The 19601-nt window shown below is 66.7% G+C and carries 16 protein-coding genes and 4 tRNA genes; 7 read left to right on the top strand and 13 right to left on the bottom strand.

Annotation, left to right across the window (positions count from 1 at the left end):
* Positions 1 to 36: 36 nt before the first annotated feature.
* Entirely contained in the window at positions 37 to 705 is a 669-nt protein-coding gene (locus tag NS6_RS11975; protein ID WP_068040682.1) for a DUF3239 domain-containing protein, read from the bottom strand.
* A 39-nt stretch (positions 706 to 744) separates the two neighbouring features.
* A complete protein-coding gene (locus NS6_RS11970) occupies positions 745 to 2415 on the bottom strand; it encodes a DNA repair helicase XPB (RefSeq protein ID WP_068040680.1) in 1671 nt (556 codons plus the stop codon).
* A gap of 191 nt (positions 2416 to 2606) precedes the next feature.
* Here NS6_RS11970 and NS6_RS11965 point away from each other — a divergent pair, with 191 nt between their 5' ends.
* On the top strand, positions 2607 to 3251 hold the full coding sequence (locus NS6_RS11965; protein ID WP_068040678.1) for a LysE family translocator: 645 nt from the start codon (positions 2607 to 2609) through the stop codon (positions 3249 to 3251).
* 44 nt (positions 3252 to 3295) lie between these two features.
* Here NS6_RS11965 and sigJ read toward each other — a convergent pair whose 3' ends face one another.
* Positions 3296 to 4225, bottom strand: a complete 930-nt coding sequence (sigJ, locus tag NS6_RS11960) for an RNA polymerase sigma factor SigJ (RefSeq protein WP_068040676.1) — start codon at positions 4223 to 4225, stop codon at positions 3296 to 3298.
* Positions 4226 to 4318: 93 nt separating this feature from the next.
* Between sigJ and NS6_RS11955 the strand changes: the two genes are divergently transcribed.
* On the top strand, positions 4319 to 4894 hold the full coding sequence (locus tag NS6_RS11955; RefSeq protein ID WP_068040755.1) for a GNAT family N-acetyltransferase: 576 nt from the start codon (positions 4319 to 4321) through the stop codon (positions 4892 to 4894).
* A gap of 78 nt (positions 4895 to 4972) precedes the next feature.
* Here NS6_RS11955 and NS6_RS11950 read toward each other — a convergent pair whose 3' ends face one another.
* The 3 genes from NS6_RS11950 to NS6_RS11940 all read right to left on the bottom strand — a co-directional run bounded on the left by NS6_RS11950 (position 4973) and on the right by NS6_RS11940 (position 7760).
* Complete coding sequence (locus NS6_RS11950; RefSeq protein ID WP_068040674.1) at positions 4973 to 6064, bottom strand: 3-deoxy-7-phosphoheptulonate synthase; 1092 nt, start codon at positions 6062 to 6064, stop codon at positions 4973 to 4975.
* 255 nt (positions 6065 to 6319) lie between these two features.
* Positions 6320 to 6787: a carboxymuconolactone decarboxylase family protein gene (locus NS6_RS11945; RefSeq protein WP_068040671.1), complete on the bottom strand. Its 468-nt coding sequence runs from the start codon at positions 6785 to 6787 to the stop codon at positions 6320 to 6322.
* Positions 6788 to 6881: 94 nt separating this feature from the next.
* Positions 6882 to 7760: an oxidoreductase gene (locus NS6_RS11940; RefSeq protein ID WP_068040669.1), complete on the bottom strand. Its 879-nt coding sequence runs from the start codon at positions 7758 to 7760 to the stop codon at positions 6882 to 6884.
* Positions 7761 to 8295: 535 nt separating this feature from the next.
* Between NS6_RS11940 and NS6_RS11935 the strand changes: the two genes are divergently transcribed.
* Both NS6_RS11935 and NS6_RS11930 read left to right on the top strand, forming a co-directional pair.
* Positions 8296 to 10776 (top strand): glycerol-3-phosphate 1-O-acyltransferase, encoded by a 2481-nt coding sequence (locus NS6_RS11935; protein WP_068040667.1) that lies wholly within the window; start codon positions 8296 to 8298, stop codon positions 10774 to 10776.
* Positions 10773 to 12227, top strand: a complete 1455-nt coding sequence (locus tag NS6_RS11930; RefSeq protein ID WP_068040665.1) for a 1-acylglycerol-3-phosphate O-acyltransferase — start codon at positions 10773 to 10775, stop codon at positions 12225 to 12227. Before NS6_RS11935 ends, NS6_RS11930 begins: the two co-directional genes overlap by 4 nt.
* Here the strand turns inward: NS6_RS11930 and NS6_RS11925 are convergent.
* The 6 genes from NS6_RS11925 to NS6_RS11900 form a co-directional block, all read right to left on the bottom strand.
* Positions 12224 to 12943 carry a polyprenol monophosphomannose synthase gene (locus NS6_RS11925; RefSeq protein ID WP_210747429.1) on the bottom strand — a complete coding sequence of 240 codons (720 nt, stop codon included), beginning with the start codon at positions 12941 to 12943 and terminating at the stop codon, positions 12224 to 12226. The genes NS6_RS11930 and NS6_RS11925 overlap by 4 nt on opposite strands.
* A gap of 159 nt (positions 12944 to 13102) precedes the next feature.
* Positions 13103 to 13285, bottom strand: a complete 183-nt coding sequence (locus NS6_RS11920) for an SPOR domain-containing protein (RefSeq protein WP_068040753.1) — start codon at positions 13283 to 13285, stop codon at positions 13103 to 13105.
* A gap of 73 nt (positions 13286 to 13358) precedes the next feature.
* Positions 13359 to 13432: transfer RNA gene (locus NS6_RS11915), tRNA-Phe, on the bottom strand.
* A 55-nt stretch (positions 13433 to 13487) separates the two neighbouring features.
* A tRNA-Asp gene (locus NS6_RS11910) sits at positions 13488 to 13564 on the bottom strand.
* Between the two features lie 30 nt (positions 13565 to 13594).
* A tRNA-Glu gene (locus NS6_RS11905) sits at positions 13595 to 13667 on the bottom strand.
* Between the two features lie 95 nt (positions 13668 to 13762).
* Positions 13763 to 14425, bottom strand: a complete 663-nt coding sequence (locus tag NS6_RS11900) for a TetR family transcriptional regulator (RefSeq protein ID WP_068040751.1) — start codon at positions 14423 to 14425, stop codon at positions 13763 to 13765.
* Positions 14426 to 15314: 889 nt separating this feature from the next.
* Here NS6_RS11900 and NS6_RS11895 point away from each other — a divergent pair.
* A tRNA-Lys gene (locus tag NS6_RS11895) sits at positions 15315 to 15387 on the top strand.
* Positions 15388 to 15753: 366 nt separating this feature from the next.
* Positions 15754 to 16722, top strand: coding sequence for an acyl-ACP desaturase (locus tag NS6_RS11890; protein ID WP_068040749.1), 969 nt, complete (start codon positions 15754 to 15756; stop codon positions 16720 to 16722).
* A 79-nt stretch (positions 16723 to 16801) separates the two neighbouring features.
* Here the strand turns inward: NS6_RS11890 and NS6_RS11885 are convergent, their stop codons facing one another.
* Positions 16802 to 17431: a hypothetical protein gene (locus tag NS6_RS11885; protein ID WP_245669277.1), complete on the bottom strand. Its 630-nt coding sequence runs from the start codon at positions 17429 to 17431 to the stop codon at positions 16802 to 16804.
* 429 nt (positions 17432 to 17860) lie between these two features.
* Here NS6_RS11885 and dusB point away from each other — a divergent pair, with 429 nt between their 5' ends.
* Positions 17861 to 19009: a tRNA dihydrouridine synthase DusB gene (gene dusB, locus NS6_RS11880; protein WP_068040661.1), complete on the top strand. Its 1149-nt coding sequence runs from the start codon at positions 17861 to 17863 to the stop codon at positions 19007 to 19009.
* The last annotated feature ends 592 nt before the right edge of the window (positions 19010 to 19601 follow it).

Raw genomic sequence — 19601 nt, 5'->3', positions numbered from 1 at the left:
CCGAATACGGCGTGCGCGAGCATAACCCGCGGTAGGTCAGGCGCCGAGCCCCTCCGGTAACTGCCCCGGATCGAGCAGCAGGCGTTTGGTGGAACTGCGCTGCACCTGATCGGCCAGCGCGAGATTATCGGCGAGCAACCGCCATTCGATCTCGTCGATGGCCGCGCGGGCGCGCTCGATCACGGCGCCGTCCGAGGTGCCCCAGGCGATCGGCATCGTATCGACCGGGAGCCAGCGTTCTCCGATCGTGCGCGCCGTCCGGTCGCCGCGGACCGCGACGGCCGGCACTCGTTCGCCCGGCGCGAACCGGTGCCCGGGCAACTCGCGTACCTTCTTGGTAACCAGGGCGTACCGGGATTCGCCGGTATCCCGGCGTGCCACATTGACCAGTGCGAGCAGCACCGCCCCGCGGGAATGGAATCCGGAGACGACCGCCGGTATCAGCTCACCGTCGGCGTAGAGCCGGGCGATACCGGTGCGGCGCGGCGCCCATAACGCCACCCACAGTGCGGTCGCGGCGCCCAGCGCACAGGCCAATGCCAGCGGGTAGGACCAGGCGTGACCCAACCGCACCAGATACGCGGTGGCAGTCGCGCAGACCAGTGTCGCGATCAGCGCGGCCAGGCGCAGCCGGCGGCGTCCCACGACCACTTCGTTGACCGCATGCACATGCCTGCGGTCGACCGCGAAGTCGAAGTGCCGCACTTCGCCACCCCTTACACAGTCGGTCGAATCCGCGAGACCCTACTGATCATTTGCCCCGAACGCAGGCCCCAGCAGATCATCGGCATCGGTTATCCGATAGGCATACCCCTGTTCGGCGAGAAAACGTTGGCGATGCGCAGCGTAATCCGCGTCCAGCGTGTCGCGCGCCACGACGGAGTAGAAATGCGCTTGGCCGCCGTCGTGTTTGGGCCGCAGCAACCGGCCCAGCCGCTGAGCCTCCTCCTGCCGGGATCCGAACGTTCCCGAAACCTGCACTGCCACCGAGGCTTCCGGTAGATCGATGGAGAAGTTCGCCACCTTGCTCACCACCAGAACCGGGATCTCCCCGTGGCGGAACGCCTCGAACAACGCCTCGCGTTCCTTGTTCTTCGTGGACCCCTTGATCACCGGAGCATCCAGTGCGGCGCCCAGTTCGTCGAGTTGATCCAGGTAGGCGCCGATCACCAGCGTCGGAGCGTCGCGATGCCGCTCGAGAATGGATTCCACCACCGCGACCTTGGTGTGCGCGGTGGAGCACAGTTTGTAGCGCTCCTCGGGTTCGGCGGTCGCGTAGGACATTCGCTCGGCATCGGTCAGGGTGACCCGTACCTCGATACATTCGGCCGGCGCAATCCAGCCCTGGGCCTCGATATCCTTCCACGGTGCGTCATAGCGTTTCGGCCCGATCAGCGAGAACACATCGCCCTCACGGCCGTCCTCGCGGACCAGTGTCGCGGTGAGGCCCAGCCGGCGCCGCGACTGAAGATCGGCCGTCATCCGGAACACCGGGGCGGGCAGCAGATGGACCTCGTCGTAGATCACCAGGCCCCAATCGCGGCTGTCGAAGAGTTCGAGGTGCTTGTACTCGCCCTTCGATTTACGGGTGATCACCTGATAGGTGGCGATGGTGACCGGCCGGATCTCCTTGCGTTCGCCCGAGTACTCGCCGATCTCCTCATCGGTGAGCGAGGTCCGCGCGAGCAGTTCGCGCCGCCACTGCCGCCCGGCGACGGTATTGGTGACCAGGATCAGGGTGGTGGCCTTGGCCCGGGCCATAGCGGCCGCGCCGACCATGGTTTTCCCTGCACCGCAGGGCAGCACCACCACGCCGGACCCGCCGGCCCAGAACGAATCGGCGGCCATCTCCTGGTAGTCGCGCAAGTACCAGCCGTCGCCGTGGTAGTCGAGATCGATGGCATGGGCCTCGCCGTCGACATAGCCGGCCAGGTCCTCCGCGGGCCACCCGATCTTGAGCAGCTGTTGTTTGATGTGCCCGCGTTCGGACGGATGCACGATCACCGTGTCCTCGTCGAGGCGGTCCCCGAGCATGGGGGCGATCTTCTTGTGCCGGAGTACCTCGGCCAGTACGGCTGGATCCAGGCTCACCAGGGTGAGCCCGTGCGCGGGATTTTTGACCAGCTGCAACCGCCCGTAGCGGGCCATCGTATCGACGATATCGACCAGCAGCGGCTGCGGAACCGGGAACCGGGAGTGGCCGACGAGAGCATCCACCACCTGTTCCGCGTCGTGCCCCGCGGCACGCGCGTTCCACAGGGCCAGCGGGGTGATGCGATAGGTGTGCACATGCTCGGGCGCCCGCTCCAGCTCGGCAAACGGGGCGATCGCCTGCCGCGCCGCATCCGCGAACTCGTGATCGACCTCGAGCAGTACTGTTTTATCGCTTTGTACGATCAGCGGCCCATCCGCCACGGGGCCCTCCTCACCTCGACTTCTGCCCATTGTCCCCGAAGCCACCGACAACGCCGGGTGACGAAGCAGACAGCGTGCCGGGGCCGAGCACCACTGCCACCTCACCGGCTCCGCGCCTGCCCGGCGGGAACGCGGCCAGTACTTGCCGACTGGACCGCGACACAACCGCCGATCCTGGCGATCATCGTCGAATGATCGAAATCTCGGCCGCGGCCGGCGTCGCGGTGGCGGCGCTCGGGTTGGTACTCACCCCCGGCCCGAACATGATGTACCTGGTCTCGCGCACGATAGCGCAGGGCCGCGGTGCCGGACTGATCTCGCTGGCCGGTGTCGCCGCGGGATTCGCGGTGTATCTGACGGCGGCCGCCACCGGGATCACGGCGGTGTTCGCACTGGTCCCCGAGCTGTACACGGCGCTGAAGATCGCCGGCGCCGGTTATCTGCTGTGGCTGGCGTGGCAGACGCTGCGGCCGGGCGGGACCTCGGTGTTCGCGCCCGCCGCTCTGCCCCGCGACCGGGCCGGTCGATTGTTCACCATGGGGTTGGTGACCAATCTGCTCAACCCGAAGATCGCGGTCATGTACCTGGCGTTGATCCCGCAGTTCGTCGCTCCGGCGGCCGGCCCGGTATGGCTGCAGAGCCTGTGCCTCGGCGGGGTGCAGATCGCGGTGGCGCTGGCGGTGAACGCGCTGATCGTGTGCTCGGCCGCCACGGTGAGCCGTTTCCTGGCGGGCCGGCGGCTGTGGCTCCGGGTCCAGCGTCTGCTGATGGGCACGGTGCTGGGTGGTATGGCGGCCTTACTACTCACCGACCGGACCCGGCCGGTACCCGCCTGAGCCGAATCGCGCCGGGTGGCATGAGCCGTTCCCGGCAGCGGCGATCAGCGCAGCCGGACCCCACTGAGCTTCGCCGGGTTGGCGATATCGTATGCGCCCTGGATGAGACCGTTCACAACGGTGAAACCCATTACTCGCGCCGGGAAGCCGGGATGTGTTCCATCCGACGGATGGGCCCGGACAAACGCGCCCAGCTGACCGTTGACCCGGACCAATTCCACCCCGGTCGCCAGGAAATCCGCGTCCGCCCCCTCCAGGCCATAGCGGCGGATGAGACCGAAGAACAGGCGGGCCACCTTGTCCGGGCCGACGATCACATTGCGCGCGGTCGGCGTGGTGCCGCCGGAATCGCCGATCATCAGCGCGTCCGGATGCAGGACGGCCGCCACCGTCTGGGCATCGCCGGTGTTCAGCGCGATCAGCAGCTTCTGCACCGCCGCCTCGTGCTCCCCGTCGGCGACCGGTTGCGGTGTCTGGTCCCGGACCGCCTTACGTGCGCGCGCCGCCAGCTGCCGCGCCGCCTCGGCGGTGATATCCAGGATCGTGGCGATCTCGCTATAGGGCACCGCCAGCCCTTCGTGCAGTACGAACGCGACTCGTTGCGGCGGCGTGAGCTGATCCAGCACCACCAGCGCCGCCAGCCGGAACTCCTGCCGCAGCACCACCGTGGCCAGCGGATCGGAACCGCCGGCTCCGGCCACCGGTGTCACCACCGGCTCCGGAAGCCACTGCCCCACATAGCTTTCCCGCCGCACCGCGGCACTGCGCAATCGGTCCAGGCAGAGCCGGGAGACCACCGTGGTCAGCCAGGCCCGTAGATCCTCGATCTGGGATTGCGGCGCCCCGGCCAGGCGCAGCCAGCTCTCCTGCACCGCGTCCTCGGCGTCGGACACGCTGCCGGTCATCCGGTAAGCCACCGCGAGCAGATGCCCGCGATGCGATTCGAACTGGTCGGCGAGAAGCGCGGCTACCATCACCCGAATTCTACGGAGCGCTGGACATCCCGTTCCCTCCGCACCCGGAAAACCAGATGCCGCGGACACCGCTGCGATGCGATTATCGGGCGGGTGGAGGAACAGACGCTGACCGACGGCACGATATGGCTCGGCCGGCCGGATGCCGACGATATCGATGCGATCGCCGAGGCCTGTCAGGATCCCGAGATCGCCGAATGGATCACGATCCCGTGGCCCTACCGCCGGACCGACGCCGAGGAGTTCATCGGCACAACGGTCGCGGACGGCTGGGCGGCGCGCTGCCCGATCTGGGCCGTCCGAACCGCTGAGCGGGGCCGTTTGCTCGGCACCGTGAGTCTGGGCACCCGGCCGCGCGACGAAACCGCCGCCGAAATCGGCTTCTGGCTCCACCCCGAATACCGCAGGAAGGGGATTATTTCCCGGGCGGTCACTCTGACCTGCGACTTCGGATTCGATCCGGCAGGCATGAGCCTGATCCGTATCCAATGGCGAGCCTTCGTCGGCAACCATGCCTCGGCCGCGGTCGCCCGCAAGCACGGGTTCCGTTACGAAGGGCTGGCCCGGCTCGGCAGCGATCATCGCGGTACCCGCCGCGACCACTGGGTCGCTGCCCGTCTGCACACCGATCCGCCCGGACCGGCCGGTGAATGGCCTGTCGATATCTGAACTACCCGCCGCACGCCGGTCACCAACCGAACCGGCGCCAGCGGACCACCATCTGGCCGGCGGCAGAGTTCCGGCCGCTCAGCGTTCCCGGCGCAGGCGGACAGCTTCGGCCAGCCGGTCCAGCTGGGCGGCGGTGGTGTCCCAGTCCATGCACGCGTCGGTGATCGACCGACCGTAGGTGAGGTCGCCGGCCCGGCCGAGCGTCAGGTCCTGACGGCCTTCGACGAGGAAGCTCTCCAGCATCACACCGACCACACTTCGTTCACCCGCGGCGATCCGCTCGGCGATATCGGCAACCACGATCGGCTGGCGTTTGTGATCCTTGTTGCTGTTGCCGTGGCTGGCGTCGACCACGATTCGCTGCGGCAACTTGGACTTCTCCAGCCGCGCGCACGCGTCGGCGACAGAGGCGGCGTCATAGTTGGTGCCGTTGGAGCCACCGCGCAGGATCACGTGGCAGTCTTCGTTCCCGGCGGTCTGGATCAGCGCGGACCGGCCGTCCAGGTCGGTACCGGGGAAGACGTGGCTGGCCGCGGCCGCCCGAACCCCGTCCACCGCGACCTGTACGTCACCGTCGGTGCCGTTCTTGATACCGACCGGCATGGACAGAGCGCTGCTCAGCTGCCGGTGTACCTGGCTGGCCGCGGTGCGCGCGCCGATGGCGCCGTAGGACACCAGGTCGGAGATGTACTGCGGGGTGATGGGGTCGAGGAATTCGCAGGCCACCGGTAGGCCCATGGCGGTGATATCGAGCAGTAACCGGCGGCCGATTCCCAGCCCGGTGTTGACGTCGAAGCTGCCGTTGAGATGGGGATCGTTGATCAGGCCCTTCCAGCCCAGGGTTGTCCGCGGCTTCTCGAAGTACACCCGCATGACCAGGTGCAACCGGTCGGACAGAGTCTCCTGCGCGGCGGCGAGCCGGCGGGCGTAGTCCAGGGCTGCCGCGGGATCGTGTACCGAACACGGTCCGACGATCACCATGAGGCGGTCGTCGGCGCCGGTCAGCGCAGCCACCGTCGAGCGGCGGCCGGCGCGCACCGTCGCGGCGTGTTCATCGGTGATGGCATGGACGCGGCGTACCTCCGCGGGGGAACGCAGCGGGCTCACGCTCAGGGTTCGCTGATCGTCCAGATCGCTGTGGTCGGCATCGATATCGACTGCGATGGTCATCGTGGGGTGTCCTTCTCGTTCAGGCCGACCCACGGAAAAGAAAATACCCGTCGAGCCGGTCGTTATCCGGCTCGGGGTGTACTGGTCAGCGCGCGCGGTTGCGGCAGACCGACCCGCCCCGGGCCGGCTTGCTAAACCAGAAATACACGCGCTGCACGATTTGCCAGGCTACCAGGCGGTGGAACACGCAGGTGAGCCCGGGACGGAATCGAGTGAAAGAAAGTGATGCTCAACACAACTCCGTCCCGGATCGGTTCAGAACTGTCCTGGTTCGTAACTACCTGCCGGAGTGTGGGCGATGGCGTTGATCCGGTTCCAGGCGTTGATCGTGGCGATGGCGGCAATCAGCCCGCCGACCTGCTCGTCGTCATAGTGTTTACGTACCCGCTGCCAGGTGTCCGCACCGATCCCGCCGCCGTCGGCCAGCCGGGTGGCGGCCTCGGTGAGCTCGAGTGCGGCCCGTTCGGGTTCGGTGAACACCGCCGCTTCCCGCCAGGCCGCGACCAGATTGATCCGGACCTGGGATTCACCGGCATGGGCGGCGTCCTTGGTATGCATATCAACGCAGAACGAGCAGCCGTTGATCTGGCTCGCCCGAATCTTGACCAATTCGTAGACCGCCTTGGGCAACCCGGAATCATCCACCACCTTTCCGGCGGTGAGCAGGCGCTTGCTGTAGCTCGCGGTGACTTTGTTGGCGAATAGATCGATGCGGGGTTCCATATCGAGTTCCTTTCGTGATGCGGTCTCATGGTGTCGACGACGCGCGCACTCCAGGTGTGACATCCCGTGTTGATTTCTCCTCCCGGCGGGGGCCTCAGCCGGTGAAGTCGAACTTCACCCCGGTCAGCCGTTCGGAGAGATCCCAGAGGGAGCGAGCGGTGAGCTCGTCCCGGGCTCGCCGGGAACAACCGGAGGGACCCGGGTGTCCACGCGTTCCGCCCAGGCCGGTGGGTCCGTAGTAGCCGCCGGGTTCGACCGCGGCGGTGGCGGCGAAAAGCTCCGGTAGCGCACCCATTTCGGCGCTCTGGGCGGCGAGCCTGTTCCCGAGCGCCATGACCTTGTCCAGGATGGATTCGGTATGCGATTGCAGACCGGTGGCCGCGTAACCCGGATGCGCCGCGACGGCCTGCTTCGCCGAACCGGCAGCGGTGAGCCGGCGCTGGAGTTCGAAGGTGAACAGCAGATTCGCCAGTTTGGACTGACCGTAGGCAGGCCAGCGTTTGTAGGTGCGACGCTCCCAGTTGAGGTCATCGATATCGATGGCGCCGATGGCGTGGGCCCCGCTGGAGACCGTGACGATACGTTCGCTGATCTTGCCGAGCAGCAGGCCGGTCAGCGCGAAATGCCCGAGATGGTTGGTGCCGATCTGCATTTCGAATCCGTCGACGGTGCGGCGCAGCGGTACCGCCATCACCCCCGCGTTGTTGATCAGGACGTGCACACCTTCCACCCCGGCCGCGAACTCGCGGACCGAGGAGAGATCGGCCAGGTCCAGTCGCCGGACCTGCGCGCGGTCCCCGATCTCGGCGGCGACGGCACGGCCCTTGTCCACGTTCCGGCAGGCCAGGATCACCTGCGCCCCTGCACCGGCCAGAGCGCGCGCCGCGACTGCGCCCAAGCCGCTGTTCGCGCCGGTCACGATCACGGTCCGGTCCCGCTGATCGGGGATATCCCCGACACCCCAACCACTCATGTGACGAGTCTAATCCGCATGGCCACGGCATACCCGGCCGGCGACGCCGGGTGTGCCGCACCGCCGGTATCCGCGGCGAACGCCGTGCGGATTCATCTGGAAGCGACCCACCCCCTTCCCAAATTAAATAGGGTTGCCTAACCTATTGAGGGACCAGAACGCGCCGCACACAACTTCTAGTCCCTGTCCCCGGTGAGGCATATCGCAACTTTTCCGCCGCCACGGCACCGAGCGTGTCGGCGGGGTTTTCTTCGGCAATGCGGGAGCCACCGAGCCGAAATCTGTCCGCGTCCGGCAGCCCCCCGAACCATCCACCTATCCGACGCCCACGGCGGGGAATGCTGTGGCGAGCACAGCCCGCGACGACTCCGGCAAACTGCCCCGTACGGCGCGCGAGCCGTCCATAGTTGTCACATGGAGTAATTTCGAATCCACTGCCGCCGGCGACCGGCTCCCCGGCGAACAAGCCGCGCACCGACCGCCTCGGACAGCACAGCCGCGAGCCCCTCCGATCGGACGCAGAGGATCCCACACCATGATCGAGAACCTCGGCGGCGCACCGTCGCCGGCCGACGATCCGCCGGAATCGGTGGTAGCGCTGGTGGATTCGGCATCGGGCACCGAACGCGGGCTGATCGGCCGGTGGATCGCCGAGGGCGGCCTGGCCGCCGAACTCGGCGTCCACGCACCCGTCACCCAGCTCGATCTCGATGCCGGTGCCGTGGCCGACCGGCTCACCGGCCGCACCGACGATCCGCTGGTGGTACCCGTTCGGGTGCTGTGGCTGCCACCCGAACGCGACGGCGTCCGCCGGGTGACCTTCGGTGATCTCGCCCTGCTGACCAACCCGCGCCGCCCCAACCGCTTCGCGCAACGCCGGCTGATCGGCCGGGCCCCGGACCGGCACCTCGTGCTGACCGGCGTTCCCGCCCGCCTCACCCAGTTACGCGCGAACCATCCGGAAGCGGCGGCACTGCACCACACCGGTAGCGCCGAACCCTTCGCGCGCGCGGTGGTCCGGGCCGCGGTGCTCGCGCTGGAACGCGCGGAACGCACAGTGATCGGCGACCGCTACAAAGTCCCGCGGCTGGTGGCCGAGGAGATCATGGACTCGCCGGATTTTCTGCGGCGGCTGGAACGTATCGCCGACGAGACCGGTACCGATCCGCAGGACGTGGCGAGGCGCGCCGAGAAAGCCCTGAACGAACTGGTCGCTGCGCAGAGCCGCACAGTATCGGACCTGTTCACCCAGGCCATGCGGCCGGTGCACGCGTCGACCTGGAAGGTGGACTGCGACGAGTCCGGTCTCGCCGCGCTACGCGATCTCAACCGGCGGTATCCGCTGGTGTTCCTGCCGTCGCACCGGTCGTATGTGGATGCCTTCGTACTGGGCGATGTACTGGCGCGCAATGATTTCCCACCCAATCACGTCATCGGCGGAGCGAATCTGCGGTTCTGGCCGATGGGCCCGATCGCACGCCGCACCGGCACCATATTCATCCGGCGCAGTTTCGCCGGCGATACCGTCTACCAGGCGGTCGTCGAGGAGTACTTCGGGTATCTGCTCGCCCGCCGCTTCAACCTGGAGTGGTATTTCGAGGGCGGGCGCACCCGCACTGGCAAACTCCGCCCGCCGCGTTACGGCCTGCTGAACTATCTGGCCGCGGCGGTGCGCCGCGACCGGGTCGCCGACGCGCTGCTGGTGCCCGTATCGATCACCTACGAGCGGCTCAACGAACTCGGCGCGATCGCCGACGAACAGGTGGGCGGCCGGAAGAAACCCGAAGGCCTGGCCTGGCTGGCCCGCTATGTGCGCAACCAACAGCATTCGGCCGGTCATGTGTATGTCCGATTCGGCGACCCGATCTCGGCGCGCGACCGGCTGGCCACGCACGGCGATCCGCTCACCGAGCCCCCGGTCACGATTCCGCTGCACCCTACCGACACCGGCGGGCGCCCGGCCGTCGCCGAACCGGATTCCCTCGGTGAACGAGAACGCGCCGCGGTGCAGCGGCTCGCCTTCGATGTGGCTGTCGGGATCAACGCGGTCACCCCGATCACCGCCAACGCGCTGGTCACCCTGGCGCTGCTCGGAGTGCACGACCGCGCGCTGACGCTGGCCGAGGTCCGCGAAGTCCTCGATCCGGTCATGGACTACATCGGCAAACACGACCTGCCCCGCGGCGAGATCGCGAAACTACGCGACGAACAGAGCCTGGTCGTCGTGCTGGAGCAGCTATCGTTGGCCAAAGTGGTCACGGTCTACCGTGTCGGGGTCGAACCGGTGTATGCGATCGAGCCCGGCGCTCATCTCGAGGCTGCGTTCTACCGCAACAGCGCGGTCCACTGGTTCGTCGACCGGGCAATCCTGGAACTGGCGATTCTGGCCGCGGTCGAGGCGGCCCCCGACGATCCGATGGCCGGTGCCGTCGGGCCGGACACCGATGCCCTGGATATCGGCTGGGCGGAGGCGTATCGGTTGCGGGATCTGCTGAAGTTCGAATTCTTCTTCCCTGACCGGGCGGAATTCGCCGAGCGGATCACCGCCGAAATGCTGCTCGTCGACCCGGCCTGGCGGACGCGCCCCCGCAACACCCTCGGCAGCGAAATCCTGGCGGCGCTCACCGGTAGCGGTTTCATGATGGCCCACCGCGTACTGCGCTCCTTTTTCGATGCGCAATTGGTTGTAGCCGAGCGGCTGGCCGATCGGGAACCGACGGTGGAAATCGACCACAAGGAGTTCATCGCCGAATGCGTATCGGTCGGTAAACAGATGCTGCTGCAGAAACGCCTGCACAGCACGGAATCGGTATCCACCGAACTTTTCGGGAGTGCACTGAAATTGGCTGCGAATCACGGCCTCGTCGAGGCTGCCGATCCGGATTCGGAGAAATCTGTGAAGGCGCTGGCGGAGGCTCGGCGGGATTTCGCCGACCGGCTGCGCACAATCGGTATCCGCATATCGCAGGCCGCCGCGCTCGACCCGTCCAACCGCACCAAGGGACGGACTCGATGAGCCTCGGCAGGGCCGCCGCCACGAAAACCACTGGATCAGGGGAGCTCGAGGCGTTGATCGCGGCGATCCGTTCGGGTCCGCAAGGAGCGGATATCGGCGCATTTTTCGACCTGTCGGCGGTCGCGGATCTGCACGCCATGGCGGGCCGCCGGTTCCGCGACCCCGGTTCCGCGACGGCCGGTCTCCTGTTCGAGCAGTTGCGCCACAGCGGTGACAGTGCGGGACCCGACCTGCTCGAACGTCTCGGCGGGCACGCCGCCGGAAGTACGCCCGCCGAACTGGCCGCGCAAGGTGAGCGGGTGTTCGAACGCGGCTGGTACGACCGGGTGTACCCGGAGGTCTGGCGGCTGGTGCGCGAACATTTCGCGGCCGGGCACACCGTCGCGCTGACCGGCACGGTCACCGAGTACCAGTTGCATCCCGTGGCCGCGGCGCTGGAGATCGGCCATACCCTCGGCGCCCGTCCCACCGTGGCCGAGGGCCGGTTCACCGGAGGGTTCGACGGACCCCTGCCCTTCGGCCCGGACAAAGCCGCGATGGTGGCCGATTTCGCCACCGCCCACGACATCGACCTGCGGCGTTCCTACGTCTACACCGGTAGCGCCACCGATCTCCCGCTGCTGTCGGGTGTAGGAACCGCGGTTCCGATCGCGCCGGATACCACCCTCGCAGCCGCCGCGGCCGACCACGGCTGGTCCCGGCCGGCCGTCGCTGCCCGGACCTCCCCCACCGTCGCCGACCGTCTACGCACCGTCCTCGGCTTCGCCGCCCTGCTCGGCGGCGCATTGTTCGGGGTGCTGAGCAGGGCGTATACCCGCGACCGACGCACCATGTCCGACGCACTGATGCGCTACGGCACCAGCTGGCCGTTACGGCTGTGCGGGATCAGGCTGCGGATCACCGGCGCCGAATACGCCCGGAGTCCACGGCCGGCCGTATTCCTGTTCAACCACCAGAGCCAGTTCGATGTCCTCATAGTTCCGGCGGTGCTCGGTGCGGGTGTGACAGGGGTCGGGAAGAAGGAGCTCATCCGGCATCCGGTTTTCGGTCCGCTCATGCGGTTCGTGGGGGTGACGTTCATCGACCGCTCGAACACCGACCGCGCCAAGGCTTCGCTGGCTCCGGTGGTGCACACGCTGGGCGACGGGCTGTCGATAGCGATCGCCCCGGAAGGAACCCGCTCCTATACCTCGCAACCCGGCATGTTCAAGAAAGGCGCGTTTCATATCGCCGCGCAGGCGGGCGTACCGGTGATCCCGGTGGTGATTCGTAATGCCGCCGATATCGGCCGGCGCGATTCCATGATCGCTCGCCCCGGCACCGTCGATATCGCGATTCTGCCGCCGATCGACAGCACCGGCTGGGATCCCGCGGATCTGACTCGAGAGGTCGCTGCGGTCCGGCAGCGCTATCTCGACACCCTCCGCAACTGGCCCCCGGCCGCCGGTTAGAGCGACCGGCCCAGCAGCAGCTTCCAGGGCATGAGCGCGGATTCCAGCTGTACCGACAGGCTCATCTTGGACGCGCCCAGTGTCCGCTCCTCGAAGCGGATCGGCACCTCGGCAATGCCGATGCCCTGTTTCTTGGTCCGGTAGTTCATCTCGACCTGGAACGAATAGCCGTTGCTGCGGATGGACTCGATATCGATCGCCCGCAGCGTATCGGCTTCCCAGGTCTTGAAACCGGCGGTGGCATCCTTGATGCCGAGCCGTAGGAGGGCGTTGACATAAAAGTTCGCCCAGGCCGAGAGCGCCTTGCGGTACCACTTCCATTCCGCGGCCGTCGAGCCGCCGGGCACGTAGCGCGAACCCAGTACCACCCCGATACCCGGCCGGTTCAGCTCTTCCAGCATGGCCGGGATCACCTCGGCGGGATGGGAAAGATCCGCATCCATCTGGATCACCACATCGGCGCCCTCGTCGAGTGCCTGGGTGATCCCGGCGATGTACGCGCGCCCGAGACCGTCCTTTTCGGTACGGTGCAGCACCGAGACAACGTTCGGCAGATCCACGGCCAGCTTGTCGGCCACCTCGCCGGTACCGTCCGGGGAGTTGTCGTCTACTACCAGTACGTGCAGGTCGGGCACGGGTAGCGCAGTCAGCCGTTCCACCGCAACCGGCAGATTGTCCCGCTCGTTGTAGGTCGGCACAACAACGGTAACCCTCAAGGGTCGCCCTCCCTGGTCTCGCCCGTCAGCCGAACCAAGAGCCGCGAGCGTCGCTACGTATTACCCGTGAACGGTAGCCCAACCGCGGACACGCAGCTGCAGCGCACCGGTCATACCGGCCACTTCCCTGGGTGGACCGGCCGATCGCGAGCCGGCACGTCACTGCCCGTCGCGCCACTCCCGGTCCGCAGCGTCCTGTGTGGCGTTGCGCTGTCGCACGGTCTCGAGCGCGCGCTCTGCACTGGCGCGATCCGGATACGGGCCCATTCTGTCGCGGAACCAGCACTGACGTCCGTGCTCGGCCCGCTGATGCTTCAAGCAGTAGTACCACCGTTCGGCCATGACCCCAGCATTGCATCCATCCGGGGCCAGGACGAACAAAACCCCCGGACCGTTTCGGTCTGGGGGTGGATTGTGGCCAGGGCCGGGATCGAACCGGCGACCTTTCGCTTTTCAGGCGAACGCTCGTACCAACTGAGCTACCTGGCCGCAGGCACCCGGAACGAATGCCATCCGATGGATGTCGGATTGCTCCGACATCCACTGGCGACCCTGACGGGACTCGAACCCGCGACCTCCGCCGTGACAGGGCGGCGCGCTAACCAACTGCGCCACAGGGCCTTGCTCTGTGCAACCTACTTTCGTAGGCCGTACCCCCTACGGGATTCGAACCCGCGCTACCGCCTTGAAAGGGCGGCGTCCTAGGCCGCTAGACGAAGGGGGCTCGTCCCGGACTTCTCCGGACCGGCTGTTCAACGGCTGTCCGTTGGGAGCTCGCATAGCTTATGTCAGGGTGCGCGCAATTCCCAAATCGGCTGGTCACGCTGGGGAAGCGAGCTCCTCCAGTTGCGCCTGTGCCCGCCAGCCGTGTTCGTGGAACTTCGCGACCCATTCGGTGGTGCAGCTCGCTTGCACTACAACCTCCAGCACTTCCCGGAATCGGGTACGCAGATCCGGGCCGCCACGGTGGGCGTCGACGATATAGCGCTGACCGATGATCGCACCGGCGAGTGTGCGCGTGAAACGGTCGAGATCGGTGTCCGGCCGTAGCTGCCCCTGATCGACAGCTCCGACGGCCAGGCTCCGGATTGCCGAGTAGAGCATCCGGCAACCGCCGCCGTCCTGCTGCCCGAAACCCGGATCGATGACCAGACGGAATTCGGCCTGCACGATGATGTCGTGTTCGAGGCGCAGGGCCACCTCGTCGAAGATCCCGTGCAAAATATCGAGCGGACCCAGTTCCACACGAATGAGCCAACGATCGATGGTTCGGCCGTATCGCTCTACGGCCGATTCGAGTACGGCCCGCGCCAGATCCTCTTTCGAGTCGAAATGGAAGTACATGGCGCCCTTGGTCGCTCGCGATCCTTCCAAAATACGGTTGAGCGAAGCCGCGGCGTAGCCGCTCTTCCCGAACTCAACGGCGGCGGACCGGATAATTGCCGCCCTTGTCCGACGGGCCCGCTCTTGCTGCCGTGCCATGCTCGAAACGCCTCCGAAGCCTTGTGCATCCGCCGGAATTTCCACCTGCGGAATGCCCGCGACAGATCAGCTGCTTTCGACGAGCGGGCCGACGTCGCGAACGTATCCTGTTGTATCCGACCTTCAGTCGGTTTTATGACCTGTATAGAACTTTCGGTACGGAACCCAGCCCGAAGAAGAAACACACCGGCTGGTATAATTCGAACGCCCGGGTGCGCCGCAGGGGGTGCGCACCCGGGCAACTCCGTTGCGCTCTGCCTCGTCCCCGATTCGCCTCCCGCAGCGTCGACCCAAGTGACACCCCGAATTCGCTGAATCGCCACGGTACTCGGAATCGGGTACCGCCATGCGGTAAACCGATAGAGCCGTCTACGATTTCGCGAACGAGATTTTGCGAACACAACATGACTTGCCGGGCCTCGAATGGTCGAACGAATCGAACCGGACGACACCGGATGTTCATCTGCCGGGGCGGGTTTCGAACCGGAGCTCAGCCGGCCGCTCCCATCTCTCGGTGCATACCGCCTCGCCCAGGAGCGATCGCGAACCGCCGACAATCCGGGAAACTCGGCCCAGACCCCCGCTTTTGCGCGAATTCCGCCTTTACCGATCCAAAGACATTGGTATCCAACATATTTCGATCGTATCGTGCTACCCGTTGTATCAACAATGCCAGAGGTACCGTATTTCGATACCCGGTGGTACGGTTTCGGGTCGCTGCACGGCCCGAAACCGGCCGGGCAACCGTGCTACCTCGTCCGACGCCACACCCGCAGACAGGGACCGCCGGCATCGGCACACGCCACGTAGCCACACCGAGTGACACAAAGCACCAGCGTAACCACCCGATTACGCCCTCGCGCCGTCTTCCCAGTACACTATCGGCCGCGCCCCTATAGCTCAGTTGGTAGAGCTACGGACTTTTAATCCGCAGGTCCCAGGTTCGAGCCCTGGTGGGGGCACAACTCGGGCTCCCGGTGATCACCGGGAGCCCGGTTTCGTTCCCGGACGCCCCGCCCCACTGTGACTTCCACCAGGTTCACGCCCCGGGCACTGTGACCGAAATCGGCCATCGGCCGGCGCGACCCGAGATGTGCCGTTTCCCACGCCCGCTAACGGAAACGAGAAGGCCATCGATATGCCCATAACCGAGCTTCGGGTCATACACTCGCTGTGACAACCGATGGCAGACGCCGTACAACACCGTGCACTCGCTGTCCGCCGGATGCGTTTCGCATCACACCTACGGTGCCGTAAGGTATGGCCGCATCGGCAACGGTCTACATCAGGTGACCCGCACCAACGCAACATATGAAGGGCTTGATCACATGGCAAGGGATCTGACTCAACTCGAGCTGCTCACCGAGTTGGAGCCGGTTGCCGAGCAGAACGTCAACCGGCACCTCTCCTTGGCTAAAGAGTGGCATCCGCACGACTATGTCCCGTGGGACGAGGGGCGCAACTTCGCCGCGCTCGGCGGTGCGGACTGGGACCCCGAACAATCCAAGCTCAGCGAGGTCGCGAAAGCGGCCATGATCACCAACCTCCTCACCGAGGACAATCTGCCTTCCTACCACCGGGAAATCGCCGAGAATTTCTCCCAGGACGGCGCGTGGGGGACCTGGGTCGGACGCTGGACCGCCGAGGAGAACCGTCACGGCATCGCCATGCGCGACTACCTGGTGGTCACCCGCGGCGTAGACCCGGTAGCGCTGGAGCAGGCCCGGATGATCCACATGACCAATGGGTTCGCCTCCCCCACCGAGGCCGACGCCGGATTCCTGCACTCGGTCGCCTATGTGACCTTCCAAGAACTGGCCACCCGCGTCTCCCACCGCAATACCGGCAAGGTCTGTGACGACGCCATCGCCGACCGGATGCTGCAGCGCATCGCGGCCGACGAGAACCTGCACATGATCTTCTACCGCAATATGTGCGGAGCCGCCCTGGACCTCTGCCCGGACCAGGCACTCGACGCGATCACCCTGATCCTGGAGAATTTCCAGATGCCGGGCGCGGGGATGCCCAATTTCCGGCGCAACGGCGTTCTGATGGCCAAGCACGGAATCTACGATCTGCGCCAGCACCTCGAAGAGGTCGTTCAGCCGGTCCTCAAGAAATGGGATATTTTCGGCCGCACCGATTTCACCGCCCACGGCGAGGAAACCCGGGAGCGGCTCGGCAAATTCCTGGACAAACTGTCCACGGACGTCGACAAATTCGAAGAACAGCGCGACAGGATGCTCGCCCGCGAGGCCGCCAAGCGGGAGAAGGCCCTCGCCTCGGCCGGCAGCTGAAGACGCGAACTGCACGACACAGGCGTAACCGCCGGGACCATCCCGGCGGTTACGTTGTTTCCGGCTCGTTCGGTCCCGCTCAGTTCATGGGTAGCGCGCCGTCCACTCCGCCCACATCGGTGACCTGCCAGCCGGCGTTCTCGTCCAGGGTCACCGTGTAGGTGACCGTTGTCCGGGTGCCGTCCGGGCTTTGCGCGTTGGTCGAGGTCACGTTGACGAAAACGTTCACTTTGAAGACCCCGCCCTGCTCGGACATGACCTTCGCGGTGATAGGGGTCGCCGTCGATGTCCACTGCAGCGGAACCAGTATCTGCTCTAGTTTCGGCGCGGTTTCGTCGAACTTTCCGGCCAGCTGCGGGGTGGTGTTCTGCTTCAGCGCGGCGACCCAGGCGTCGAGATCCCGGAAGCTCACCGTGGCCGCGCCCACTGCGTATTCGGTGGCCAGTTGTTCGGCACGGCGATCGTCGGCGGCGCGTTCGTCCCGTTCGGCCAGGTCACCGCGCGCGGTGAAATACAGCACGGCGAACACGATCGCCACCACGGCGAGCACGGCGATCAGTGCGCCGCGGGCCAGGCTGGATACCCGGATCGACACCGTGCCCGGCCGTTCGGCGGTGCTCTGCCCGCCCGTTGCCTTTCCCGGGGAATCGGTTGTGCCGGCGGCGCCGGCGCCCGGCTTGCTGCCGGAGTCTTCGGTCTGGTCGGCCATGGTTTTGTCGTCCTCTTTCGTTCGCCCCCGGTCGAGTGGGGCCCGGGCTGTGCGAGAAACGGTCGGTTATCGGGCTTTCGCCACCTGGAATTGTTCGTTCCCGCCGACCGGACCGTGGTGTCCGGTGACGCGTCACGGGCGATGTGGGGTTCGATCGATCGCCTCCGGCGATGCGATCAGCGGCCGGACGGGTAAGGCCGTGCCGCTATCCGTCGTGGTCGCGGGCCCGGGTCGGGCCGTGAACACCGGGGCGATTCCCTGTCCACGAGGCTAGCGGTGGTCCGGTCGCAATCGACCGGCACCCACCCCGAGCCCCTCGGCAGCCGACAACCCGCCGCAGCAGAGCAATGACCCAGACCTGTAACCGGCACACGCCGGTGAGACACCCGATAGTGACGCCGCACCCCGCAGCAGGGAAAATGGATCCTCGTGCAGGCAGAGTTGGAACAGGAGACAGGTGTGCGGATCGGCCCTTACTCGGTCGACCCGCCAGTGGTACTCGCCCCGATGGCGGGGATCACGAACCTGGCATTCCGGAAACTCTGCCGCGAGTTCGGCAGTCCTACGGCGATCTATGTCTGCGAGATGATCACTGCCCGCGCCGTGGTGGAACGTAACGAGAAAACGTTGCACATGATGTCGTTCGACCAAGGCGAATCGCCGCGGTCGATGCAGTTGTACGGGGTGGATCCGGCCACGCTCGGCGAGGCCGTGCGCATCATCGTCGGCGAGGGCTGGGCCGACCATATCGATATGAACCTCGGCTGCCCGGTCCCGAAGGTGACCCGGCTCGGGGGCGGTGCCGCCCTGCCGTACAAGCGGAACCTGTTCGCTTCGATCGTCCGCGAGATGGTCCGGGCAGCCGAACCGGCCGGTGTTCCGGTGACCATGAAATTCCGGATCGGCATCGACGACGACCACCGCACCTGTCTCGACACCGGGCGTATCGCCGAGGCCGAAGGCGCGGCGGCGGTCGCACTGCACGCTCGCACCGCCGCCCAGCGCTACTCCGGCAGCGCTGACTGGTCGGCCATCGCGCAGCTCAAAGAAGCGGTGACCACCATCCCGGTGCTGGGTAACGGGGATATTTTCAGTGCCGGCGACGCCGTCGCGATGATGGCGCAGACCGGTTGCGACGGGGTGGTCGTCGGCCGCGGCTGCCTGGGCCGGCCCTGGTTGTTCGGCGAGCTGAGCGCCGCCCTGCGCGGCCGGCCCGCCCCCACCCCGCCGAATCTGGGCCAGGTGGGCGCGATCCTGGCCCGGCACGCCGGGCTACTCGCCGAACATCACGGCGAAAACAAGGGTATGCGCGATCTGCGCAAACATATGGCCTGGTACTTCATGGGATTTCCGCTCGGCGCCGACCTGCGCCGCAGCTTCGCCACGGTCTCCTCGCTCACCGAACTCGACGGCCTGATCGCACAGCTCGATCCCACTGTTGCCTTCCCCGAGGACGCCGAAGGGCCGCGCGGCCGGCAGGGCTCGCCGGGCAAGGTCGCGTTGCCGCACGGCTGGCTCGACGATCCGGACGACGGAACCGTGCCGACCGCGGCCGACGTGATGCACAGCGGCGGCTGACCGGTTCGACACGCGCGACACGCCGCAACACGGGTAGCCGAAGCCACCGCTCGGCGCGTGAAAGCATATCGCCAGGCAACTTTTCAGCATTACCCGCGGCGCCCGCCCGCTCGAGATGCCCGAGTGGCTCTCAGTGGCGAAATCGTTATCATTGCGGAATCCCGCCACAGCCTTTCGAGCACGGCTGCGGTGGCAGCGAGTTGCGAAAGAGCGAGGTTCATTGGTGGGTGACGATCGGAACGGGCGTTCACCACGGCCCGGAGGTCGCGCACCGTGGGAGCGCTATCCCACGGCCGAGCCCCCCGAAATGGACGACGCACGAGGGGCTCGGCGGCAACGGCAACCCGAGCCGCCGGCAGACCAGGCACCACTGACGGTGCAGGATCTGGTCGATCGGGTAGACAGCGAACGTACGGCCCGGCGCCGTCCGGGCGAAACAGGGCGGCATGCCTCACCGAGTCCGGCGCAACCGCCGCCGGACCGGCCCGGGGGGCCGCCGCCGCGCCAGGGTGCCGAACCGCGACCGAGACCGGAGGCTCCCGGTCCGGCCGGCCCGCCTACCGGCCGGACCGCGCGCCCGCCGGCCGAACCA

The sequence above is a fragment of the Nocardia speluncae NBRC 108251 genome (assembly GCF_001613245.1).
In the GTDB taxonomy this organism is placed as follows: Bacteria; Actinomycetota; Actinomycetes; order Mycobacteriales; family Mycobacteriaceae; genus Nocardia; species Nocardia speluncae.
This window is presented reverse-complemented; position numbering and strand designations above follow the sequence as displayed.

Bases quoted from the DNA above. Each gene is read 5' to 3' on its own strand.
- NS6_RS11965 (WP_068040678.1), top strand. From the start codon at position 2,607: ATGATCGAAATCTCGGCCGCGGCCGGCGTCGCGGTGGCGGCGCTCGGG.
- sigJ (WP_068040676.1), bottom strand. From the start codon at position 4,225: ATGGTAGCCGCGCTTCTCGCCGACCAGTTCGAATCGCATCGCGGGCAT.
- NS6_RS11950 (WP_068040674.1), bottom strand. From the start codon at position 6,064: ATGACCATCGCAGTCGATATCGATGCCGACCACAGCGATCTGGACGAT.
- NS6_RS11945 (WP_068040671.1), bottom strand. From the start codon at position 6,787: ATGGAACCCCGCATCGATCTATTCGCCAACAAAGTCACCGCGAGCTAC.
- NS6_RS11940 (WP_068040669.1), bottom strand. From the start codon at position 7,760: ATGAGTGGTTGGGGTGTCGGGGATATCCCCGATCAGCGGGACCGGACC.
- NS6_RS11935 (WP_068040667.1), top strand. From the start codon at position 8,296: ATGATCGAGAACCTCGGCGGCGCACCGTCGCCGGCCGACGATCCGCCG.
- NS6_RS11930 (WP_068040665.1), top strand. From the start codon at position 10,773: ATGAGCCTCGGCAGGGCCGCCGCCACGAAAACCACTGGATCAGGGGAG.
- NS6_RS11920 (WP_068040753.1), bottom strand. From the start codon at position 13,285: ATGGCCGAACGGTGGTACTACTGCTTGAAGCATCAGCGGGCCGAGCAC.
- NS6_RS11900 (WP_068040751.1), bottom strand. From the start codon at position 14,425: ATGGCACGGCAGCAAGAGCGGGCCCGTCGGACAAGGGCGGCAATTATC.
- NS6_RS11890 (WP_068040749.1), top strand. From the start codon at position 15,754: ATGGCAAGGGATCTGACTCAACTCGAGCTGCTCACCGAGTTGGAGCCG.
- NS6_RS11885 (WP_245669277.1), bottom strand. From the start codon at position 17,431: ATGGCCGACCAGACCGAAGACTCCGGCAGCAAGCCGGGCGCCGGCGCC.